Origin of the sequence: Streptomyces sp. NPDC048484 (assembly GCF_040651415.1) — a bacterium.
Lineage (GTDB): Bacteria > Actinomycetota > Actinomycetes > Streptomycetales > Streptomycetaceae > Streptomyces.
The window spans coordinates 112,861-132,277 of the sequence record NZ_JBEZJY010000022.1 but is presented as its reverse complement, the minus strand read 5'-3'; the positions used below and the strand labels follow the sequence as shown (position 1 = coordinate 132,277).

General features: G+C 68.4%; 20 protein-coding genes and 1 riboswitch. Of the genes, 5 read left to right on the top strand and 15 right to left on the bottom strand.

What is annotated here, in order from left to right; translation table 11 throughout:
* The first annotated feature begins 96 nt into the window (after positions 1–96).
* Positions 97–1,341 (top strand): erythromycin esterase family protein, encoded by a 1,245-nt coding sequence (locus AB0D14_RS23065; protein WP_362781838.1) that lies wholly within the window; start codon positions 97–99, stop codon positions 1,339–1,341.
* A gap of 265 nt (positions 1,342–1,606) precedes the next feature.
* Here the strand turns inward: AB0D14_RS23065 and AB0D14_RS23060 are convergent, their stop codons facing one another.
* On the bottom strand, positions 1,607–2,941 hold the full coding sequence (locus tag AB0D14_RS23060) for an NAD-dependent succinate-semialdehyde dehydrogenase (protein WP_362781836.1): 1,335 nt from the start codon (positions 2,939–2,941) through the stop codon (positions 1,607–1,609).
* A gap of 139 nt (positions 2,942–3,080) precedes the next feature.
* Between AB0D14_RS23060 and AB0D14_RS23055 the strand changes: the two genes are divergently transcribed.
* The gene (locus AB0D14_RS23055) at positions 3,081–3,737 is read left to right on the top strand and encodes a TetR family transcriptional regulator (protein WP_362781833.1); all 657 of its coding nucleotides are present in this window, start codon (positions 3,081–3,083) and stop codon (positions 3,735–3,737) included.
* An 86-nt stretch (positions 3,738–3,823) separates the two neighbouring features.
* Here the strand turns inward: AB0D14_RS23055 and AB0D14_RS23050 are convergent, their stop codons facing one another.
* Positions 3,824–4,273, bottom strand: a complete 450-nt coding sequence (locus tag AB0D14_RS23050; RefSeq protein ID WP_362781830.1) for a DoxX family protein — start codon at positions 4,271–4,273, stop codon at positions 3,824–3,826.
* Positions 4,274–4,639: 366 nt separating this feature from the next.
* Between AB0D14_RS23050 and AB0D14_RS23045 the strand changes: the two genes are divergently transcribed.
* Positions 4,640–4,774, top strand: a complete 135-nt coding sequence (locus AB0D14_RS23045; protein ID WP_362781828.1) for a hypothetical protein — start codon at positions 4,640–4,642, stop codon at positions 4,772–4,774.
* Between the two features lie 208 nt (positions 4,775–4,982).
* Here AB0D14_RS23045 and AB0D14_RS23040 read toward each other — a convergent pair whose 3' ends face one another.
* The 4 genes from AB0D14_RS23040 to AB0D14_RS23025 form a co-directional block, all read right to left on the bottom strand.
* A complete protein-coding gene (locus AB0D14_RS23040; RefSeq protein ID WP_362781826.1) occupies positions 4,983–5,576 on the bottom strand; it encodes a hypothetical protein in 594 nt (197 codons plus the stop codon).
* A 63-nt stretch (positions 5,577–5,639) separates the two neighbouring features.
* Positions 5,640–6,059 (bottom strand): hypothetical protein, encoded by a 420-nt coding sequence (locus AB0D14_RS23035; RefSeq protein ID WP_362781823.1) that lies wholly within the window; start codon positions 6,057–6,059, stop codon positions 5,640–5,642.
* 316 nt (positions 6,060–6,375) lie between these two features.
* Positions 6,376–6,825, bottom strand: a complete 450-nt coding sequence (locus AB0D14_RS23030; RefSeq protein ID WP_362781820.1) for a nitroreductase/quinone reductase family protein — start codon at positions 6,823–6,825, stop codon at positions 6,376–6,378.
* A complete protein-coding gene (locus AB0D14_RS23025; protein WP_362781817.1) occupies positions 6,822–7,214 on the bottom strand; it encodes a nuclear transport factor 2 family protein in 393 nt (130 codons plus the stop codon). Before AB0D14_RS23025 ends, AB0D14_RS23030 begins: the two co-directional genes overlap by 4 nt.
* 126 nt (positions 7,215–7,340) lie before the next feature.
* On the opposite strand from AB0D14_RS23025, the gene AB0D14_RS23020 reads away from it, so the two are divergent.
* Positions 7,341–8,003: a TetR family transcriptional regulator gene (locus AB0D14_RS23020; RefSeq protein ID WP_362781814.1), complete on the top strand. Its 663-nt coding sequence runs from the start codon at positions 7,341–7,343 to the stop codon at positions 8,001–8,003.
* Positions 8,004–8,072: 69 nt separating this feature from the next.
* On the opposite strand, the gene AB0D14_RS23015 is transcribed toward AB0D14_RS23020, so the two are convergent.
* The 6 genes from AB0D14_RS23015 to AB0D14_RS22990 all read right to left on the bottom strand — a co-directional run bounded on the left by AB0D14_RS23015 (position 8,073) and on the right by AB0D14_RS22990 (position 15,814).
* Positions 8,073–9,521, bottom strand: a complete 1,449-nt coding sequence (locus AB0D14_RS23015) for a glucoamylase family protein (protein ID WP_362781811.1) — start codon at positions 9,519–9,521, stop codon at positions 8,073–8,075.
* Positions 9,522–9,797: 276 nt separating this feature from the next.
* Positions 9,798–11,000, bottom strand: a complete 1,203-nt coding sequence (locus AB0D14_RS23010) for a family 1 glycosylhydrolase (RefSeq protein ID WP_362781809.1) — start codon at positions 10,998–11,000, stop codon at positions 9,798–9,800.
* 168 nt (positions 11,001–11,168) lie between these two features.
* The gene (locus AB0D14_RS23005; protein ID WP_362781806.1) at positions 11,169–12,038 is read right to left on the bottom strand and encodes a carbohydrate ABC transporter permease; all 870 of its coding nucleotides are present in this window, start codon (positions 12,036–12,038) and stop codon (positions 11,169–11,171) included.
* A complete protein-coding gene (locus AB0D14_RS23000) occupies positions 12,035–13,009 on the bottom strand; it encodes a sugar ABC transporter permease (RefSeq protein WP_362781803.1) in 975 nt (324 codons plus the stop codon). The genes AB0D14_RS23005 and AB0D14_RS23000 overlap by 4 nt, the downstream gene beginning before the upstream one ends.
* 15 nt (positions 13,010–13,024) lie before the next feature.
* The gene (locus AB0D14_RS22995; protein ID WP_362781801.1) at positions 13,025–14,269 is read right to left on the bottom strand and encodes a sugar ABC transporter substrate-binding protein; all 1,245 of its coding nucleotides are present in this window, start codon (positions 14,267–14,269) and stop codon (positions 13,025–13,027) included.
* 471 nt (positions 14,270–14,740) lie between these two features.
* Positions 14,741–15,814 carry a LacI family DNA-binding transcriptional regulator gene (locus AB0D14_RS22990; RefSeq protein ID WP_362781799.1) on the bottom strand — a complete coding sequence of 358 codons (1,074 nt, stop codon included), beginning with the start codon at positions 15,812–15,814 and terminating at the stop codon, positions 14,741–14,743.
* A 370-nt stretch (positions 15,815–16,184) separates the two neighbouring features.
* On the opposite strand from AB0D14_RS22990, the gene AB0D14_RS22985 reads away from it, so the two are divergent.
* Positions 16,185–16,775, top strand: coding sequence for a histidine phosphatase family protein (locus AB0D14_RS22985; RefSeq protein ID WP_362781796.1), 591 nt, complete (start codon positions 16,185–16,187; stop codon positions 16,773–16,775).
* A gap of 9 nt (positions 16,776–16,784) precedes the next feature.
* Here the strand turns inward: AB0D14_RS22985 and AB0D14_RS22980 are convergent, their stop codons facing one another.
* From AB0D14_RS22980 to AB0D14_RS22970, 3 genes are all read right to left on the bottom strand, one after another.
* Positions 16,785–17,543 (bottom strand): CbtA family protein, encoded by a 759-nt coding sequence (locus AB0D14_RS22980; protein ID WP_362781794.1) that lies wholly within the window; start codon positions 17,541–17,543, stop codon positions 16,785–16,787.
* Between the two features lie 19 nt (positions 17,544–17,562).
* A complete protein-coding gene (locus tag AB0D14_RS22975; RefSeq protein ID WP_362781792.1) occupies positions 17,563–17,781 on the bottom strand; it encodes a CbtB-domain containing protein in 219 nt (72 codons plus the stop codon).
* 61 nt (positions 17,782–17,842) lie between these two features.
* Positions 17,843–17,922: riboswitch (cobalamin riboswitch) on the bottom strand.
* Between the two features lie 196 nt (positions 17,923–18,118).
* Positions 18,119–19,405 carry a hypothetical protein gene (locus AB0D14_RS22970; protein ID WP_362781790.1) on the bottom strand — a complete coding sequence of 429 codons (1,287 nt, stop codon included), beginning with the start codon at positions 19,403–19,405 and terminating at the stop codon, positions 18,119–18,121.
* Between the last annotated feature and the right edge of the window lie 12 nt (positions 19,406–19,417).

Sequence of the window (19,417 nt, the reverse complement as noted above, 5' to 3'; positions counted from 1 at the left end):
GCATCGGCTTCGACTTCGGCATCACCATCGGCTTCGATCACCGCATCCGCGGCTGCGGCTCCGGCCTCCGGGCAGCGCGTGGAGAGTAAGGAAAGCGTGGTCGATGCCATCGAGCGCAGTGCCCACACACTGAACAGCACCGAGCCCGAAGGAAGTCTCAAGGACCTGGACGCACTGGGCCGTATGGTCAAGGACGCCGAGGTGGTGGGCCTGGGCGAGGCCACCCACGGATCGCAGGACTTCTTCCGTATGAAGCACCGGCTCTTCCGGTACCTGGTCGAGAAGAAGGGCTTTCGGACCTTTTCCCTGGAGCTTCCCTGGAGCAGTGGTCTGCGGATCAACGAGTACGTGCTCAACGGCAAGGGCGACCTGAAGGACATAGCGCGGGAGGAGTTCCAGGGCTCGTACCGGATCTGGAACAACCAGGACTACCTAGACCTCATGGAGTGGATGCGCGACTACAACCGTGCGCACCCGAACGACCCGGTGCAGTTCATGGGCAATGACATGGGTTACGCCGGGCCGGAGCTGTACAAGCGGGTGACGGACTATGTGGCCCGCGAGTACCCGCAGTTGCTGGAGCGCGTCACCGAGTTGTACCGCGGTCTGGCACCGACCACCGACGCCGGCACCTACAGCGAGGAGTACTTCAAGCTGCCGGTGGCCGAGCGCAAGGAGCGGGCGGAACGGACCCAGAAGGTGTTCGAGCTGCTACGGAAACAACGCCCGGCCTCCGGTGCCGACAAGCAGGACCATCTGTGGGCCGTGCAGCACGCCAGGTCCATCCATCAGATGGCCGAGGGCCTGTCCTTCGACGTCACCGACGAGGCCCAGAGCACGGAGATGATGCGATTCCGCGACCGGGTGATGGCCGAGAACGTGGCCTGGTGGAACAAGCACACCGGCGACCGGATGCTGCTGTCGGCGCACAACACACACGTGTCCTACGACTCCTTCGACGAGCGGTACCCCAAGACTCAGGGCGCCTTCCTGCAGGACACGTTGGGCAAGGACTACGTCAGCATCGGCTTCAGTTTCTACCAGGGCGCCTTCAAGGCGTTCGGTACCGCGGACAACGTGATGCGGACCTACCGAGTGGGTGCGGCGAAGCCGGGATCCAACGAGCACACCCTGGACAAGGCCCGTCAGGACGACTACATCCTCGACATGCGCACGGCACCCAACTCCGCGCGCTCCTGGCTGGACAAGCCGCGCGTCACCTGGAACATCGGCGCCGGATGGCCCGATCCCATGACGTACAAGATCGCTCTCGGCGAGGCGCATGACATCCTCATCCACCTGAACGAGGTCGAAGCCACCAAGTACCTGGGCACTCCCTGAACACCCTGATCCCAGGGCCCCACAGAACCGACCACGAGAACTGACTTCGTGTCGCCCCGTAATGCACTGGCAGACAAGGGAGTTCACAGTGGTACGCAGAAGCGGCACAGCAGCGGGCCGTCCGGCCGGGGTGTCCGTGAGGGGCCAGGGCGTCACCTACCGGGCCCGCCCCGCGCTCTCCTCGTGGCGATCGCCGGTCTCGCGGCAGCGCCCGCTGGCCACCGCCATCGCCGCTGCAGCACGGTCCTCTGCAGCACGGTGCGGACTACACCACGGTGCGGATCAGCTTCTTGTTGACGAACTCCTCGATGCCGGGCCGGCCCAGTTCGCGTCCGAAGCCCGAGCGCTTGATGCCGCCGAAGGGCAGTTCGGCGCCCTCGGCTCCGACGCCGTTGACGAAGACCATGCCGGCCTCGATGCGGTCTGCGACCCGCTCCGCCTGAGCCGGGTCGGTGGTGAAGACGTAGGAGCCGAGCCCGTACGGGGTGTCGTTGGCGATGCGGACGGCGTCGTCCTCGTCGGCGGCTGCGAAGACCATGGCGACCGGGCCGAACAGCTCCTGCCGGGCGGCGGTGTCCTCGGTGGTGAGTCCGGTGAGGACCCCGGCCGGGAAGTGGGCCCCGTCCCGTCGGCCGGTGCTGTGCAGGGTCGCGCCCTCGGCGACGGCCGCGTCGACCTGGCGGCCGAGGTTCTCGGCGGCGGCCACGGACGACAGGGGCGCGCCCGTCTCCCCGGCGAGGAGCCGAGCGCTGAACTTCTCGACGAACTGCTCGTACAGGGCCTCGACAACTACGAAACGCTTGGCGGCGTTGCATGCCTGACCGGTGTTGTCGAGCCGGGCGGCGACGGCGGAGTCGACGACCGCGTCGAGGTCGTCGGTGGACAGGACGACGAACGGGTCGGAGCCGCCGAGTTCGAGGACGACCTTCTTCAGGTGACGGCCGGCGATCTCGGCGACGGCGGACCCCGCTCGCTCCGAGCCGGTGAGCGAGACACCCTGGACGCGCGGGTCGGCGATCACGTCGGCGATCTGCTCGTTGGTGGCGTACACGTTGACGTAGGCCCCGGCCGGGAAACCTGCCTCGGCGAACAGCTTCTCCAGCAGAGCGGCGGTGGCCGGGCACTGCGGGGCGTGTTTCAGGACGACGGTGTTCCCGATCGCGAGGTTCGGGGCGGCGAAGCGGGCGACCTGATAGGCGGGGAAGTTCCACGGCATGATGCCGAGCAGGACGCCCACGGGGCTGCGCCTGATGACGGCACTGCCCGGTCCTGACGTCACGTCGAGCGGTTCGTCGGCGAGGAACTCCTCGGCGTGGTCGGCGTAGTAGTGGTAGATCTCGGTGCAGAAGCCGACCTCGCCCTCCGCCTCCGCGAGGGGCTTGCCCATCTCGCGGACGATGCTCGCGGCCAGCTCGTCCTGGTGCTCGGCATGCAGGTCACCGAGCCGGCGCAGCAGGGCGGCCCGTTCGGTCACGGAACTGGAGCGCCCCCACGCGGCCGCGGTATGGGCAGCGCCGACGGCGGCGGTGACCTGGGTGTCGGTGGCGGTCGGGTAGGTCTCGACGACCTCTGCGGTGGCCGGGTCGGTGACGGCGTACATGCGATCTCCAGGTGCTACATGATCTTGGTGCTTGGTGCTTGGTGGTGGTGCATGGTGGTGGTGCGGCACAGTCATGGCTGACAATAATTGGTCGCTTGACCAATTGCTTATTGGTCGCACACTCAATAACATTCACGGCATGACGTCAAGAGGCCCGAGCAAGCGGGTCCGTAAAGCCCCTGCCGAGCGCCGCCACGAAATCGTCGCCGCTGCCACGCGGGTCGCCCTCACCGAGGGCCTTGAATGCGTCACCCTGCGCCGGGTCGCCGACGAACTCGGCGTCCAGCCCGGACTCGTCGGCCACTACTTCCCGGCGGCCGACACCCTGGTGGCCGAAGCCTTCACCGCCGCCGCCATGGCCGACCTGGACACGCTGTTGCCCGAGCAGCCCGAGCAGCCCGACCAGCCGAACGGACCCGACGATGACACTCCGCGAGCGATCCTCCGGCGGTTCTTCACGCTGACGTCCAGCACCGAGTTCGACGACGTGAGCAAGCTCTGGCTCAACGCGCGGCACCTGTCGCGCTACCGCCCCGGGCTGCGCGACCACGTCGTGGCCCAGGAACTGCTCTGGTGCAGGCGCGTCGAGAGGACCATCATCGCCGGTACGGAATCAGGGGACTTCTCCTGCGCCGACGCGTGGACGGCGGCCCTGCGCATCCTGGTGGCGATCGACGGAACCAGTGCCTACATCAACACGAGCGCCGACCAACGCGGGGCTCCCCTCGTCCACCTGGCCAGGACCGTCGCGGAAGCCGAACTGGGGCTTGGGCGAGGGGCGTTGGGGGCGTCTTGACACACGACAGCGCCGCCGTGGTGCTGTCGCGAGTTTCCGCGCCGCGTCGTGAAGGAGCCGGCGGTCAACAGGACCGTTCGGTTCGATCAACGGGACCGTTCGGTGATCGGGCCGGTGGCGGGGCGTGCGCTGCGCTCACGGCCGACCAGCCCCGCAAGGGAGAAGGCGCCCGGCCCGGAGAACACGATGAGCAGGAACCCCCAGCAGAAGAGCACCGGGGCAAGTCCGCCGTTCTGCAAGGGGAAAAGGCCGTCCTGCTGGTGCTCCGTGAAGTACGCGAACGCCATGATGCCCGACCCGAGGAAGGCCGCACTGCGGGTGGCGACCCCCAGGAGAACGAGAGTGCCACACACCAGCTCGATCACCCCGGCGTACCAGAAAGGCCAGTCGCCCGTCGCACTGGCCTTCCGGTCCAGCACTCCGAAGACCGTGGCAGCGCCCTCGGTGGCGAACAGCAGGCCAAGGACCATACGGAACAGGCCCAGGACGTGAGGCCGGTGCGTCGTCAGCCAGTCGTCGAGGCGCGGAGTGGTCATCGGTACTCCTCAAAATATGTCACTGCGTGATCAGCGGAATGAGGGGACGTGGACCACAGAGTGCGGGTCGCAACCCTCAGTCGACCGTACGTGTGCGGAGCGCTCCGGGTTCAATCAAACTCCGAGGTCCGCGTGGGTCCGTCCCCGCTCCCGGCCCGCTCCCGCGAACGTGCTGACCTCCGTGACGACACCGCTGTGCCGCCCGGGAAGGCTGGGGCGAGTCCACCTGTGGCGGTCGAGGCAGCCGCCGTAACCGGGGCGAGGCTCCACACTTGCTGCGGTGACCCCGCTAGCCTGGGGGTTTAGCCATCGAAAGGAGCCGCCATGCCGGAGGAATCGACGCCGGGGGGCCCGTTGGGTACAGCGATGCGTAAGGTGACGTTCCCGGACGGGTCGCGCGGGATCATCCTGGTGAAGGCGGGCACGTCGCAGGCGGACGCGGATGCGTTGGCGGCGCGGGTGTGGGCGGAGCGGTCGGAAGCCGGCTCGGCGGACAAGTAGCCGAACGCGGCGAAAGGCCGCCACCGTCCAGGGATTTGACCTCACAGGCGTTCCGTCGGCTCCCGCCGAGTTGTCGGGCAGGCGGACACCTGTGGGGGCGAGGTCGAGCAGCCGGACCGGTCCCCCGCTCTCTCCCGCCGAGACCTCGACGCTCAGGCGGGCAGGGATCAGGTGTGATGTCCGGCAGATCGCTGACGCCGGACAGGCTCTAAACCAGGAAGAGCAGGTCGACGGCTACCAGTACGTCCACTACACCGCACCACTCGGCGAACGACCGGGCGACGACCTTGTCGAGCTTCAGATGGACGAAGTCCCAGACGCCGTGGAAGAACCAGCCGGCCGCCACCAGGTAGCGGCCCAGGTCCGCGTCAACCGCCAGGCCCGCCAGCGCGAGCGCACTGAAGACGAGCGCGCCCGCGGCCTGGACGCCGAAGGTGGCCGGCCCGTACGGCGTCCCACGGATCGCCCCCCAAACCAGGAGAGCCAGTGACATGGCGACAAGTACGACGGGCTGTGAGACCGCGTCCTGCACCTGGAGGGCGAACACGGCCACCAGCCCGGCCCCGAGCACGGGCCAGATGGCCCGAGGCTTCCCGATCTGGTGGACCATCAGGTACAGCAGGGGTAGCAGCGGCAGGAACTCCGCGTATCCGCTGACGGCCTCGTCCGTGTCGTCCGAACCGCCCGCCACGGCGGCTGCGGCGAAGACGACGACGGCCATACCCGTGGGCCACCGTCGCGTGAGCACCTGGGCCGGACTGCGTCGCTCGTTCGGAGTCGCGCCGGGTGTCGGGGCAGTCATGGCAGACCTCCGGTTCGTGAAGGGGTGGATGAGGGCGTAGGGCGTACGAGGACGGGCGCGAGGTCAGCCGCCGTACTCGCTTCGCCGACGGAGCATGACCAGGAACATCAGCGGGAGCATGGCGAGGTGTTCGAGGCTGATCATCGAGTCCGGGGCGATGACGTTCAGCCAGAGCAGCGGGAACAGCACGAGTGCCGGGACGAACATGGCGCCGCACATCTCGAACGTGCTCGCCCAGCCGTGGCCGCGATGGCGCATCCAGACGGCCATCCCCACCGACATGTCGAACGCCATCTCCAGAGAGGCCAGTTCGGGCTGACGGCTCGCGGACAGCTCCGTTCCGGCGAGCGCCAGGATGCCGTGCGTCACCGCACCGAGGATCAGCATCCCCACGACCATGGCGGCCACCATTTCCAGGTAGTGGCGGGCGAAGTGCGCCTTGCCGTGTCGTGGCTGCGTGCGTGTATACGCGTCCGTACACATGGCGGGCCCTCTTTCGGTGACGGTACCGGCGGTACGGGGCGGGCGTTTCCGGAGCCTTCAGAGTGCGCCGGGGCGGGACCCGCCAGTAGTGCCGAACCCGCATGCGGCGGCGTGGAGTTGTCACCTCTCCGCATGACATCTGTCATGCGGAGTCCGGCCCCCTTCGGCAACGATGGCCGGATGCGGGCTGTCGCCGCCGTGGTGGTCGAGGTGGTGGTGAGCGCTTCGTGGTCATGGCCTCGCCGCTGATGAAGACGGCCGACCCGTCACGCCCGGCAGCAGCGCGGGATCAACGCCTTCCCGCCCGTGCGCAGCGTCAGTGGGGCGGGTGGGATCGGACGATGCGGAAGGTGGGATGGTCGGCGGGGCCGGGGAGTTGGCGGAAGGTCTCGGCCACGGTCGGGAACCGGCCGAACCGCTCCAGGTAGACCCCGATCAGCGGCGCCCGCTCGGCCACCGGCACCTCGACCGCGTCGAACTCCTCCACCCGGCCCTTGTGCTCCAGTCGTCCGCTCCCCGCGGTACGCAGATTCCGGGACCATTCGGTGTTGCCACGCGGCGCGACGAGGTAGCGCTCCCCTTCGTGGTCGAGCACGGCCACGGGCACATCGCGCCAACGGCCGGTCTTACGGCCACGGACGCTCAAGGTGCTCAGCACCGACCGCGCGAAGAGCCTGGCCATCCGGTTGCCGATGACCCGCGCTCCCCACGGGGGACGCAGGTACGGGGTCGGGGGCGTCGCCGCACCGGCCTCGCCGGCGCTCATGTGGACGTCCGAGTGGCGGCGGGGTACTGCAGGGGGCCGATGTGGACGTTGGCGAGCAGCCAGCGGTCCGCGGGCCGCACGGCCACGAGGGAGACCCGAAAACGGCCCGAGCTGTCACTCCCCCGCACACTCGTCTCCTGCGCCTGGACGCCCACCACGACCGCCGCGTCGCCGTAGCTGCGCACCTGCGGTTCCTCCACCGTGAACGCACGGTTCTCCAGACCCTTGTCGAAGCGGTCGAGCCACTGCTTGCGCGAGATGACGAACCCGACGGGGCCGACGCCGGTGAAGTCGTCGGTGAGGAGTTCGCCGAGCCGCTTCGCGTCGTTGTGCTGCTCCGCTGCGGCCCAGCGCTGCACCAGTTCGAGGATGTCGGACGACGCTGTCATGTGACCTCCTTGAGGAAGATCCAGGGAACTTGCTAAGGTGACTCCAAGCATAGGGTCACCCTAAACACTTGTCGCCCTCATTCCCGGAGAGAGACAGAGATGGGGATCCAGGGAGAAGAGGTGAGGATGGGTCTTCGCGAGCTGAAGAAGGAGCAGACGCGGACGCTGATCGCGGACACCGCCTGGCGACTGTTCGCAGACCGGGGTTTCGACGCCGTGCCGGTCGCCGAGATCGCCCGCGAGGCCCGGGTCTCCGAGGCCACGGTCTTCAACTACTTTCCACGCAAAGAGGACTTGCTCTACTCCCGGCTCGAAGGGTTCGGGGAGCGGCTCGTCGAGGCCCTCGACTCCCGGGCGGCGAGCGAGTCGGTCCTGGACGCCGTACGGCGTTTCCTGCTCCGGCCGGCCGGGATACTCGCCCGGGCCGCGGCCGGCGACCACGACGCGCTCACGCGGCTGCGGACGATCAACCGGATGGTCGCCGCCAGCCCCGCGCTGCGGGCACGCGAGCAGCAGGCGATCGCTGACACCACGGCCGCGCTGGCCGCGCGGCTCACCGCCGAGACCGACGCTCCGGACGCCGAGATCACCTCGTACGTGGCCGCGAACGCTCTGATGGGCGTCCACCGCGCGCTCATCGACCACGTACGCCGGAGTGTCCTGGCCGGTGAGGCGCCCGACCGGCTCGCCACCGACGTCCGCGAGTACGGCGCGAAGGCCTTCGCTCTCCTCGCCCACGGCCTCGCCCACCACGGTGTACGACCGTCCGGCGACCGCGAGGGCGGCTGAACGTCGGGGTGCTGGGCACAGCCGTCCCGCCCGCGCCCAGCACCCCGTCGAACCGTCCTGGTCGCAGCCCTAGATGGAGAACCTCTCCCTGGTCAGCAGCGGGCGTACCCGGTAGTGGAAACCTCCCCTGCGGAACGGTGTTTGCAGCAGGCGGGGGCGCAGGTGCTGGGCGATCGCCGCGGTGATCATGCCTTGGTCGAGGGCCAGTACGGAGTCGCTGACGCGCCCGGTGGCGACGTCGACCGAGTCACGGAAGCCGTAACGGTCGTCGTACGCCCCGAAGGCGCGGTCGAGGGCACGGAGGTTGGCGACGGCCTCGGCCGGAGCCTGGGGCAGCGCGAGGAAGGACGCGTGTGGCGTGACGACGCTCAGGGAGTTGTAACCGTCCTCCTGCATGCCGATGCCGTCGACGCCGTACTCGCGGTAGCCGCCGGCGGGTATGGAGGCTGGGGAGAAACCCCAGTAGCCGTAGTCCTCCTCGATCAGGCCGTGATCGATCTGGCTGCGGACGTAACGCCGGTGAGCGGTGCCCCAGGAGCGCGGGGACCACTCGGATTCGGGGACGAACAGTGGGACCATCAGCGCCTCGAACATGGAGCCGCCCCAGGTGGGGACGAGTTTCCGGCCGCGGTAGGTGTAGTGGCCCTCCCAGACGCGTACGCCGTCGATCTCGACATACTCACCCTGCGGTTCCTGTTCCTGGCCCATGCCCGGGAGCAGGGTGCGCATCAGGTGCCAGTAGTGCTCGGTGGGCAGTGAGCCGTCGGCGACGCCGAGGTAACTGGCCATGCGCGGTTCGGTGTTGAGGGCGCTGTAGTGGTGGGCGGTGGGTTCGCCCTTGCCGGGCTTGTCCGGCCAGAAGCCGCCGCGCAACTGACCGGGGCCGGCGACGGGGTCGGCCGGGTCGTAGGGGGTGTAGTAGTACGACCAGTCGGCGTCGGTGAGGAGCGCGGCGACGCGGGGGCGTAGCGCGGGGTCGGCGTCCGCGGCGATCCGCAGCCCGGCCACAAGCCAGGCGTTGTCGACGGTGGACAGGAACGGACGCACCGGTTCACCGGTCTCCGGCCAGGCCGTCAGCAGTGAACCGTCGTGCGCGTCGTACCAGTTGAACCAGAAACCGTGGGCGCGCTCCAGGCGTTCCACGGCGGCGACCGTGCGAGAGAGCCGGCGGTGCATGGTGGTGGCGGAGATGACGCCGAGTCCGGCGGCTGCGACGGTGGACCACAGGCCGCAGCCGATGTTGGTCGGTGAGGTCTGCGCGGAGGGCACCGGCGTGCCGCTCCCGCTGACGTCGATCTTGTCGGCGGCCAGGCCGAGTTCGGTCGTCATGGCCTCCATGGAACGGTGGGTCGCGACGAACCAGTCACGCAGCAGGCGGCGTTCCGTGTCGGTTCGAACGGCCGGGGCGGCGTTGGCTGCTGTGTTGGCTGCTGCTGCGTTGGGTGTGGCGGCGAGAGACGTGGCGCGGGTGGCCGCCGCGGTGGATGCGGCGGCGATGAGAAAGCTACGACGGTTCATGCGGCTCTGACTCCTGTGCAGTGAGCAGGCAGGTGGAAGGGTGCGTGTCCGTGGCGCGGGTCGTGCGATCGTGCCGTCACGCAGCAGTGATGCGCTCATGTAGCCGTGCGGTCATGTCGTGGTGCAAAGAGGTGTGGTGGTGTCGGATTGCGGTCGGCGCCGCCCGGATGTGGTGTGTCCGTACCGTTGCGGTGTGGGAGCGCCGGATCGTGACGCGTGACGTGGGAAGGGAGCCGGCCGGTGTCAGGGGCCGGCCGGCTCCCGGTCTTGGGAGTGTCAGGCCGTGGTGCGCGGCAGGACGCGCTCGCGGCCGAGACCGCCGAGCCAGACGGCCGACGGCTTCGCGGTGCGCTCGAAGGTGATCGGGTCCACGGCGATCAGTCCGAAGGTCGGCTTGAAGGAGCCCCATTCGTAGTTGTCCAGGGCGCTCCACGCAAGATAGCCCTGGACGTTGAGACCGTCCTCGACGGCGGCGGCGACTTCGCCGAGGGCGCCCGTGTAGTAGTCGACGCGACGGCTGTCGTCCGCGGCGGCGATGCCGTTCTCGGTGACGATCAGGGGTGTGCCGTCGCCGATGACCTCGGCGGTGTGCCGCAGGGCGTGGCCGACGGCGGCCGGGTAGTACTCCCACTGTGTGAGGGTGCGTTCGACGTCGTCGGGAGCCGGCACGGGACCGGTCTCGGCGATCTTGGTGCGGGTGTAGGACTGCACGCCGATCCAGTCGTCGCCACGGGCGGCCTCGATGAAGACGTCCTCGCGGGGGTGACGGTAGTCGGCGGTGACCTGCTCGGCGCCGGGCAGCGCCTGGTAGACCTGGTTGGCGATGGTCCAGCCGACCTGGACGGTGGGGTGCTGAGCGCGGATGACCTTGACGGCCGCGTGGTGCGCGGCGATCACCGCGCGGGTGGTGTCCTCGTCGGGGGTGGGCAGGCCCGCGGCTGGAAACCCCTTGTCGCCGGCCTTCGCGGCACCTGCCATGACGGCGATCATGTTCGGTTCGTTGATGGTGCACACATGCCGCACGCCGTCGGCGATGACGGGCGCGCACTCTTCGACGTAACGGGAGAAGAGATCGACCGCGCCGTCGGCGGTCCAGCCACCGAGGTCCTCGAACCACTGCGGGACGGTGAAGTGGTGGAGGGTGACCATCGGGCGCAGACCCCGGGCGAGGGCGCCTTCGACCATACGGCGGTAGTGCGCGATCTCGGCGCGGGAGAAGGTGCCGCGGACCGGCTCGATGCGAGCCCACTCGATGCTGAACCGGTAGTCGGTGAAGCCCAGTTCGGCGAGCAGGTCCATGTCCTGCTCCCAGCGGTGATAGCTGTCGCAGGCGTCCAGGCTGGGTTCGGCGATGCCGGCCGCGGGATCGTGCTCCTTGCGCCACCAGTCGCTGTTGACGTTGTTGCCCTCGATCTGGTGGGCGGCGGTGGAGGCGCCCCACAGGAAGCCGTCGGGAAAGCGGGTGGTGGTGTGCGTCATCGTCCGTTTCTGTCTTTCTGGTGTGGGGGTGGTGGTGGGTGGCATGGCGACCCGGCCCGGCGGTCGTCGGCAGGGCGGCCGGCGGGTACGCGACGCCGGGAGAAGCGGGAAATGCGGGAGATGCGGGGCCGGGAGGCAGGGAGGCCCGGAGAACGGAGTCCGGTGGGGCTATTTCAGGCCCGCCGTGGCCATGCCCTGGGTGAAGTGCCGTTGCAGGACGGCGAAGACGGCGAGGACCGGTAGCACGACGAGGAGGGAGCCGGCCATCAGCATGCCGTTGCCGCCGCCGACCGTACGGTTGGGGTCGTTGGCGAAGGTCGCCAGCGCCACCGGCAGGGTGTACTTGTCCGGGTCGTTGGTGGCGATCAGGGGCCAGATGAAGTTGTTCCAGGAACCGAGGAAGGTGAAAATCGTCAACGTCGCGAGGGCCGGTTTGACCAGCGGGATCACGATCCGCCAGAAGATGTACCACTCCCCCGCGCCGTCGAGGCGCGCCGCCTCCAGCAGTTCGTCGGGCACCGACAGCATGAACTGCCGCATCAGGAACACCCCGAACGCGCCGGCCGCGAAGGGCAGCACCAGTCCGGCGTAGGTGTCGATCAGGCCGAGGCCGTTCATCAGCACGTACAGCGGCAGGATCATGAGGTTGCCGGGGACCATCAGGGCGGCGAGCACCAGAGCGAAGACCTTGGAGCGCCCGGTGAAGTCGAGCTTGGCCAGCGCGTAACCGAGCATGGAGCAGAACAGCAGGTTGCTGACGGTCACCAGGACGGCCACGATCAGCGAGTTGAGGAAGTACAGCGGCATGTCGAGCTGGTCGAGCAGGGCCGTGAAGTTGTCCAGCGTCCACCGGGAGGGGATCCACACGGGCTGGCTCGCAGTGAGGTCCTGTTTCGTCTTGAACGCGGACAGCGCCATCCACAGGAACGGGGCGGCCATCAGCAGCAGTGCGACCGAGGCGATCGTGTACAGCAGCGGAGTGCGCGCCCGCCCGGTGCGATGGCGGGTCCGGGCCTTGGCGGGCGTCGCGGCGGTCATCGGGTGTTGTCCTTCAGCAGTCGGAGCTGGAGCACCGTGATGCCCATGATCACGACGAACAGGACGTACGCCATGGCGCTGGCGTAGCCCATATGGAAGAAGTTGAAGCCCTCGTGGTACATGTTGAGCGACACGGTCAGCGTGGAGTCGGAGGGGCCGCCCTGCGTCATCACGAAGGGCTCCTCGAAGACGTTGAGGTAGCCGATGGTGGTGATGACCGTGGCGTACAGCAGGGTGGGCCGCAGCAGCGGGACAGTGATGCCGCGCAGTTCCTGCCAGACGCCGGCGCCGTCGAGGCGGGCCGCCTCGCGGACCTCGGCGGGGATCGCCTGGAGGCCGGCGATGCACAGCACCATGACGGTGCCGAGGTTGCGCCATACGGCCATGGTGATCAGGGACGGCATCGCCCAGGTCTCCGAGCCGAGGAAGTCCGGTGCGGTCAGGCCGACTTCGGAGGCGAGGGAGGCGATCAACCCGTCGGAGGGGTCGAGCACGAAGCGCCAGACGACGGCCACGGCGACGATGGTGGTGACGACCGGGGCGTAGAAGCCGACGCGGAAGAGGGTGCGGGCCCGGTCGATGCCGTTGTTCAGCAGGATCGCCGCCAGCAGTCCGAGGACGATGGTCGCGGGTACGCCGACGACCACGAAATAGGCGGTGTTGAACAGGGCGGTGAGGAACTTGTCGTCCTGGAACAGCTTGGTGTAGTTGTCCAGGCCGATGAACTCCGCCTCCAGTGGGCGGGTCACGTTGCGGGCGCCGAAGTCGGTGAAGCTCATCAGGAGCGTGGCGACGATCGGGAAGAGCATGAAGACGCCGAACAGCACCAGGAACGGCGTGGAGAACAGCCATCCGGTCAGGTTGTGCTTGCTGAGTGAGCGGCGGCCTCGGCGGGCGCGACCGGATCTCCCGCCGCCGGGGCCTTTGTCGATGGCCGGCTGCGGGGCGGCCGATCCTGTGGTGAGGGACATGAAGGGGACGCTCTCCTACTGCACGAGGCCTTCGATCTCGGACTGGGCCTTGTCCAGCGCGGCCTTCGCGGAGGACTTGCCCTGGGTGACCGACTCGATGGCGGTGTCCACCTTGGAGGTGATCTCGGTCAGCTTGGGCTGGGAGGGGGTGGCGCGGGCGGTGTCCATCTGCTTCCGCCACACCTGCATGGTGGGGTCGGTGGCGAGTTCACCGGTCTTCCAGGCGGCCGTGTTGGCGGGCAGGTCGTTGGTCCGCTCGAACCAGTCGGCCTGGCCCTTGGCGCCGGTGAGGTAGGAGACGAGTTCCTTGGCGGCGGCCTTGTGGTCGCTGTCGGCGGAGACGGCCAGACTGGAGCCGCCGGCCATGGACACGGACGCCTCGTCGGCAGGTACGGGGGCGACGGCCCACTTGCCCTCGAGGTCGGGATAGTTCTCGTCGAGGAGGTTGGTGATCCAGGGACCGCCGAAGAACATGGGCACGGCCCCGGTGTTGAAGTCCTTGGTGACGTCGTAGCCGGGACGTACGGACTTCTCGCTGAGGCCCTTCTTGAAGTAGCTGCCGTAGTTCTCGAGCGCCTTGACTGCCGCGTCGGAGTTCACGGCGGCCTTGCCTGCGTCGTCGATGATGGCGCCGCCCGCGGAGTACAGGAACTGGTAGAAGCTCTGCACGGTGTCCAGGCCACCCGGCTGGATCGACAGGCCCCACTTGGTGTCGGCCTTCTTCTGGTACGCCTCGGCGGCGCGCTGGAGGCCGGCCATGGTGTCCGGGGCTGTCTTGATCCCCGCCTTCTTGGCGAGGTCGGTGCGGTAGAAGAGCACGCGGGTGTCGACGTACCAGGGGACGCCGTAGGTCTTGCCGTCGTAGGAACCCTGCTGCCAGGCGGCGGGGAAGTAGTCGTCCTCGCGGAAGGTCTTGGTGTCGACCGGCTCCAGGACACCCATGTCGGCGAACTCGCCCAGGTAGCTTCCGCCCAGCTGCACCACGTCGGGCAGTTTTCCCGCGGCGGCAGCGGCGACCAGCTTCTGATGTGCCACGTCCCAGCCGATCGGGGTGACCTTGACCGTGAGGTTGGAGTGGGACTTCTCGTACTCCTCGGCTACGTCGCCGAGCTTCTCCCCCTCCGTGCCCATGGCCCATACGGTCAGGGTCTGCTCGGCGTCGGCTGCCACACCCGCGCCACCCGAACCGCCACATGCGGTGAGGGTGAGCGCGGACGCCAGGGTGAACGCGATCGACCCGGTTGCGACGGCTCGATTCATGGGCGGCTCCTCCTTGAGCTCTGTGATGTATGCGCTGCCTGTAAGCGCATACATCACTCTGTGGCAGCGATTCCGGACCTGGCAAGAGGGGCTTTGGTCACACTCCCGTAACGGGCGGGACATCGGGCGGGACATCAGGCGGGCGGCCCGCGCTCCCTGGCGGCATGGTGCCGCCCGCGGACAGCCTGGGCGAGGTTCCGTGCGGCTGTTCCTGGCGAGAGCAACGTAAAGCGGATCATTGCATGGGCAAAGCGTCTGTGAATCATGCCCCTGCGACGGATGGCGGCGAGGGCTTTCGGGGGCCTGCCGCACGGCGCTCCGCTTGAGGCGGTTGGGGCGGGTCACCGGCCGTAGTCGCGTGACCGGCCGCAGACGGGTCACCGGCCATAGACGGGTGACCGGCCGTAGTCGCATGGCAGGCCGTAGTCGCGTCACCGGCCGGACGCCGGAGCCGTGGCGTTCAGCCGGTCGTCAGGAGGCCGGCGTCTCGTCGCAACCGCAGCTCGCCCGGCGGACCACACCGACCGGCAGCATCAGGGAGACGGGTTCCTCCGGAGGCTGTCCGCTCAGCCGTCGTACCAGCAGGTCGACGGCCTCCTCCCCCATGCGCACCATCGGCTGCCGCACGGTGGTCAGGGCGGGGCGCACCAGGCGGCTCAGCGGGATGCCGTCGAAGCCGGTCACCACGACGTCGTCGGGCACGCACAGCCCACGGCGTTCCAGCTCCTGGAGCGCGCCCACCGCCATCTGATCGTTGGCGAACACGAACGCCTCGGGCCGGGCACCGCTCCCCTCGCACAGCAGACGAGCGGCGCGGGCGCCCTCGGCCTGGGTCATCGTCGGCATGCGCAGTGCGGGTCCGGTGGCGGTCTCGATCCCGGCCTCGCGGCAGGCCCGCCTGAATCCGCGAAAGCGCGCCTCGACGTCAGGCGACTCGTCCACGAGCCCGACGTAGGCGAGGCGACGCAGCCCATGGTCGTGCGCCAGGTGCCGGGTCAGCTCGTACTGGCCGTCCTCATTGGCGACCTCGACATGGTCGAGATGGTCGAGCGAAGGGTCCTGTGCGCGAGGGCCGGCCAGCATCACGACCGGTCGGCGCCTGGAGATCGCTTCGAGCTCCTCGGTCGGCACCGTGCGAGCCATCACGGCGAAGCCGTCCACCCGTCCGGCCACCTGTGCCACGAGGCTCTCCGGGCCTCCTTCGAGGGAGGCCGCGATCAGCAGCGCGTACCCGTGCCGACGGGCCGCGCGTTCCATGCCCCGGATGATCTGGTCCGAGTAGAGCATCGCGGCGTCGTCGTCCTCGGCACCGACCGTGTCCGGGTCGGAGTAGTCCGGGAAGCACAGGCCGAGGACGCCGGTCGAACGGCTGGCGAGGCCACGGGCGTTGCCGCTCGGTACGTATCCCAGCTCGCTCGCCGCAGTCAGTACCCGTTCGCGGGTGGCGGCGCGCACGGAGTCGGGGCTGCGGTACACCCTGGACACCGTGGCGATGGACACTCCGGAACGTTCGGCCACGTCGTACACCGTGGGATTTGCGTTCACGATGCGGTGCCGTTCATGGGTCGGGCCCCCGTCTTCTCTGATCCACGCATACAGATGAAAGCGCATTCACCCTAGAGGCGGGCAGGTCGGTGAGGCAACCGGAGACAGGGGCCTGAGGCCTGGGGTCGGAGGTGCCGTGCGGTCGTCGTGGTGCGACCTGGCCGCTCCGATCGGTCTGGCGTCGCGGCAGAGTTCCGGCTCATTTGAAGGCCGGCCGCGGCAGTAGCATTCGCCACCATGGACATGCTCAGCGAGGATGCGGTACCCCAGCCTTACACCGCTCGGAGATCAGTGACCCGCTGATCCCAGCCCTACCGCAGCCGTACCGCAAACAACGCTCACCAGCCCGGACAACGCGAAAAGCCCCCACATGACCCACCGCGTCACCTTCATCTCGCCGGCCACCGGCTCGTCACTGCGTCAGGCGCGCTTCGACGACGGGGGTTCGATCGACGCCGGAGGGGAGGCCCGCGCCCGCGCCTCGGCCGGGTTCCTGCCCGCGGCCGGGCGCGTCGTGGCTTCTCCGAGTGTGCGCTGCCGGGAGACGGCGGACGCGCTCGGCCTGGGCGCGGTGGACGTAGCGGAGTTGGCGGGCCTGGACGTGGGCCGCTGGCGCGGCCGGACCCTCACCGAAGTCAGCACCGACGAGCCGGAAGAGGTGGCCCGCTGGCTCGCCGACCCCGCGTCCGCGCCGCACGGCGGGGAGTCCGTGCAGGACGCCTGCGGGCGGGTGGCACGCTGGTTGGAGTCCTCCCCCGAAGCAAGTGGCCGTACGCTCGCCGTGGTCGAACCGGAAGTCGTACGGGCCGCGGTGGTGCATGTGCTGGGAGCGGCCCCGGAAGCCTTCTGGCGGCTCGATGTTCCGCCGCTGACGGCCACCACCATCAGCGGACGCAGCGGCCGGTGGAACCTGCGGCTCGGGCAACCGCTGGAGTCGGCCGAGGCGGCAGGGGACCACTGAGCGCGTAGGTCAGCGCGGGGCGGCTGCCGCCGTGCCCGCGGAGACCGTGGCGGGTTTGGGGTGGAGCAGCCGTTGGGCCAGTTCGCCGAAGAGCAGACCGAAGCCTCCCCACAGCGTGATCTGCAGGGCGAGGGCGGACAGCCGGAACCGCCACAGCAGGGCGGCCGGGAAGTCGCCGGGAACCTCGTTGACGGCCGGCAGGAACGCGTACGCCGACCCGATCACGACGACGAAGCCGAGGACGGCGACAACGGTGGCGTACCAGGTGCCCCATCCGGGTGCGAGTCGCTTGCCGACGATCACCGCGGCGATCGCGAGGAGCACACTGAGCACCATCATCAGGAGGTACAGGGTGGTCCGTTTGCCGATGCTGTCGGGGTTGCCGACCGCGGGTGGGTTGGCCGGATACTTCAGGAACGGTACGACGTAAACGGTGAGCAGCGCGGCCCCCGAGAGCAGGAGTGCCGTGGCCCGTGGGGAGAAGCGGCCGATGCGGCCGAGGGCGAAGCAGTAGGCGAGGGCGGCGATTCCGCCGAAGGCCACCCCGTAGATCAGTACGCCGGTGGCGAGACCGGCGGTGGACTGCAGGCTGCGGGAGACGAGTTCGACCTCGTGCTCGTGCGCGGCGGCGTGCGACTCCTCGAAACCGATGGCGCTGTCGACGTTCGGTTCACCGAGGAAGTAGGCGACGATCAGGGCGAGCGCGCCGGCGCCCAGGCCGGCGAGCATGCCCCGCACGAGCAGGTTTCTTACCGTTGCGGAGTTCATGGGTGTGCGGCGCCCCTCGTCAGTGGCAGGGGAAGCCGAGCAGGTGGCGTGCGTCGTGCACCCACTCGTGGACGTCCCCGCCGGAGACGACGGAGGTGGCGCCCTGTTCGGCGCCGACGAAGTACAGCAGGACCAGCATCAGGATGCCGATGAAGACCGCCCAGGGAGCGATGTCCTTCAGCGGCAGCTTGGCGGGGGCAACAGGGGTGGTGGTCGGTGGTGCGACATGCTGCGCCATGGCGGGTCCTCCTCTGGGAGTTCGCGTCCCATCTCGGTGGTGCACAGGACGACGGCCACGGGTCTGACTGACGGTGCGCCTCTTTGGGAGGAGGCGCACCGATCACAGTGGCGCGACCGTGCCGGATTCCCACCGGCTTCCGTGGTGCCGTCGTCGATTCCGAAGTGACGGTACTCCTCGACGGGTGCATGACCAATACCGCGTCGGCCGGCGAGAACCTGCTCTCACCGAATGCTTACCCGCCGAGGGGGCGTTGGAGCAGGCGCATACCTGCGAAGCAACGTCACGGACCACGGCTCAGGCAGGGATGCGGCTCAGGATCCCGCAGGCGCGCGGCTCAGGACGGGATGTCGAAGGGCTGGTCGCTGAAGGGCGCGCCCTTGGACCAGGTGTCGTTGTCGAGCCTGCCCAGGGTGTGCCCGCTCTTGAGCAGCTTGGTCACGAAGTACCGGGCGATGAGGCTGTAGACCGCCTGGGTCGGGTGGCCCAGGTCGCTGGTGGTGATGCGTCGGCGAACGTCCTCCGCTACGGGATCCTGCTGGGGGGCCGGCGGTATGCCGGCGTCGTAGAAGGGCTTCACTCCTGGGTCCTGGGCCTTCTTGGACAGGTGCCAGACGTCCAGGTTCTGGCTGATGTGGTTCATCCACTTGCTCATCTCCACCAGGTGGACGTGGCCCTGGGCGGGAGCGGCGGCCGCGGTGGGATCGGGCCAGTTCAGCACGAGGCTCTTGAGTATGCCGTTGTAGCGGCTGATCACCGGATCGATCGTCTTCGCCTGTTCGACCTTGTCGGGTTCCGCGATGCCGTCCATGTACCGGATGGCGTTGTACACGCTCGGGAGGTCGATGACCATGAAGTACTGGTCGGCTTTCGTGCCGGGGAAACTGGAGACGATCAGCTCGATGAGCGACCGTGTCTCCTCCACTGCGGGATAAGCGCCTTCCCCGTTCCTGAGCTCGCCGGGATGGGCCTGGCTCCAGGCCCGCCAGGCCGCGTAGTCGTTCGTGGCCGGCGCGTTCGGCACTTTCGCGGGATCGTAGTCCGGGCGTTCCGCGGTGACGAAGTCGTTCAGACCGATCCACACGACGTGCAGGGTGGGTCCGGCGAATTGCGTATCCAGGGCTTTGCGTTGGCCGATGTAATCCTCCACCTGGCCCCTGAGGTAGCTGAGAGCACCGAACTTCGGTGCGATGGTCCAGTCCCTGGTGGCGATGCACCCGCCCATGGCGTAGTTGACGTACTTGATCCGCTCCGGGAGATTGACCGGTTTCGTCGACTGGGTCTTCTCCTGGTTCAGCTGCTTCAGACAGTCGTCGAGGCTCCTCCACGACTTCATCTGGGGCGGCTTGTCGCCGGGGTCGACGTCCAGGACCGAGTAGTTCGACAGGGTTCGGTAATCCGTGGACTTGCGGATCGTCAGGTCGCTGTTCCCCCACATGAGCGCTTCACCGGTGGACCATTCGACGAGGAAGTCGGTCCAGTTCTTTCCATCGCTGAATCGCCCTGTTTCGTTCACACGCATACGGCCGAAAAGGCGGCCGACCTGACCCGACGGCCAGATCCATTTGTTTCCGATGTCGGACATACTGTCGCCGAGGATCACGACATTCTTGATTTTGGCCATGCTTCCCCCAAA

Bases quoted from the DNA above. Each gene is read 5' to 3' on its own strand.
- AB0D14_RS23060 (WP_362781836.1), bottom strand. From the start codon at position 2,941: ATGTACGCCGTCACCGACCCGGCCACCGCAGAGGTCGTCGAGACCTAC.
- AB0D14_RS23055 (WP_362781833.1), top strand. From the start codon at position 3,081: ATGACGTCAAGAGGCCCGAGCAAGCGGGTCCGTAAAGCCCCTGCCGAG.
- AB0D14_RS23050 (WP_362781830.1), bottom strand. From the start codon at position 4,273: ATGACCACTCCGCGCCTCGACGACTGGCTGACGACGCACCGGCCTCAC.
- AB0D14_RS23045 (WP_362781828.1), top strand. From the start codon at position 4,640: ATGCGTAAGGTGACGTTCCCGGACGGGTCGCGCGGGATCATCCTGGTG.
- AB0D14_RS23040 (WP_362781826.1), bottom strand. From the start codon at position 5,576: ATGACTGCCCCGACACCCGGCGCGACTCCGAACGAGCGACGCAGTCCG.
- AB0D14_RS23035 (WP_362781823.1), bottom strand. From the start codon at position 6,059: ATGTGTACGGACGCGTATACACGCACGCAGCCACGACACGGCAAGGCG.
- AB0D14_RS23030 (WP_362781820.1), bottom strand. From the start codon at position 6,825: ATGAGCGCCGGCGAGGCCGGTGCGGCGACGCCCCCGACCCCGTACCTG.
- AB0D14_RS23025 (WP_362781817.1), bottom strand. From the start codon at position 7,214: ATGACAGCGTCGTCCGACATCCTCGAACTGGTGCAGCGCTGGGCCGCA.
- AB0D14_RS23020 (WP_362781814.1), top strand. From the start codon at position 7,341: ATGGGTCTTCGCGAGCTGAAGAAGGAGCAGACGCGGACGCTGATCGCG.
- AB0D14_RS23015 (WP_362781811.1), bottom strand. From the start codon at position 9,521: ATGAACCGTCGTAGCTTTCTCATCGCCGCCGCATCCACCGCGGCGGCC.
- AB0D14_RS23010 (WP_362781809.1), bottom strand. From the start codon at position 11,000: ATGACGCACACCACCACCCGCTTTCCCGACGGCTTCCTGTGGGGCGCC.
- AB0D14_RS23005 (WP_362781806.1), bottom strand. From the start codon at position 12,038: ATGACCGCCGCGACGCCCGCCAAGGCCCGGACCCGCCATCGCACCGGG.
- AB0D14_RS23000 (WP_362781803.1), bottom strand. From the start codon at position 13,009: ATGTCCCTCACCACAGGATCGGCCGCCCCGCAGCCGGCCATCGACAAA.
- AB0D14_RS22995 (WP_362781801.1), bottom strand. From the start codon at position 14,269: ATGAATCGAGCCGTCGCAACCGGGTCGATCGCGTTCACCCTGGCGTCC.
- AB0D14_RS22985 (WP_362781796.1), top strand. From the start codon at position 16,185: ATGACCCACCGCGTCACCTTCATCTCGCCGGCCACCGGCTCGTCACTG.
- AB0D14_RS22980 (WP_362781794.1), bottom strand. From the start codon at position 17,543: ATGAACTCCGCAACGGTAAGAAACCTGCTCGTGCGGGGCATGCTCGCC.
- AB0D14_RS22975 (WP_362781792.1), bottom strand. From the start codon at position 17,781: ATGGCGCAGCATGTCGCACCACCGACCACCACCCCTGTTGCCCCCGCC.
- AB0D14_RS22970 (WP_362781790.1), bottom strand. From the start codon at position 19,405: ATGGCCAAAATCAAGAATGTCGTGATCCTCGGCGACAGTATGTCCGAC.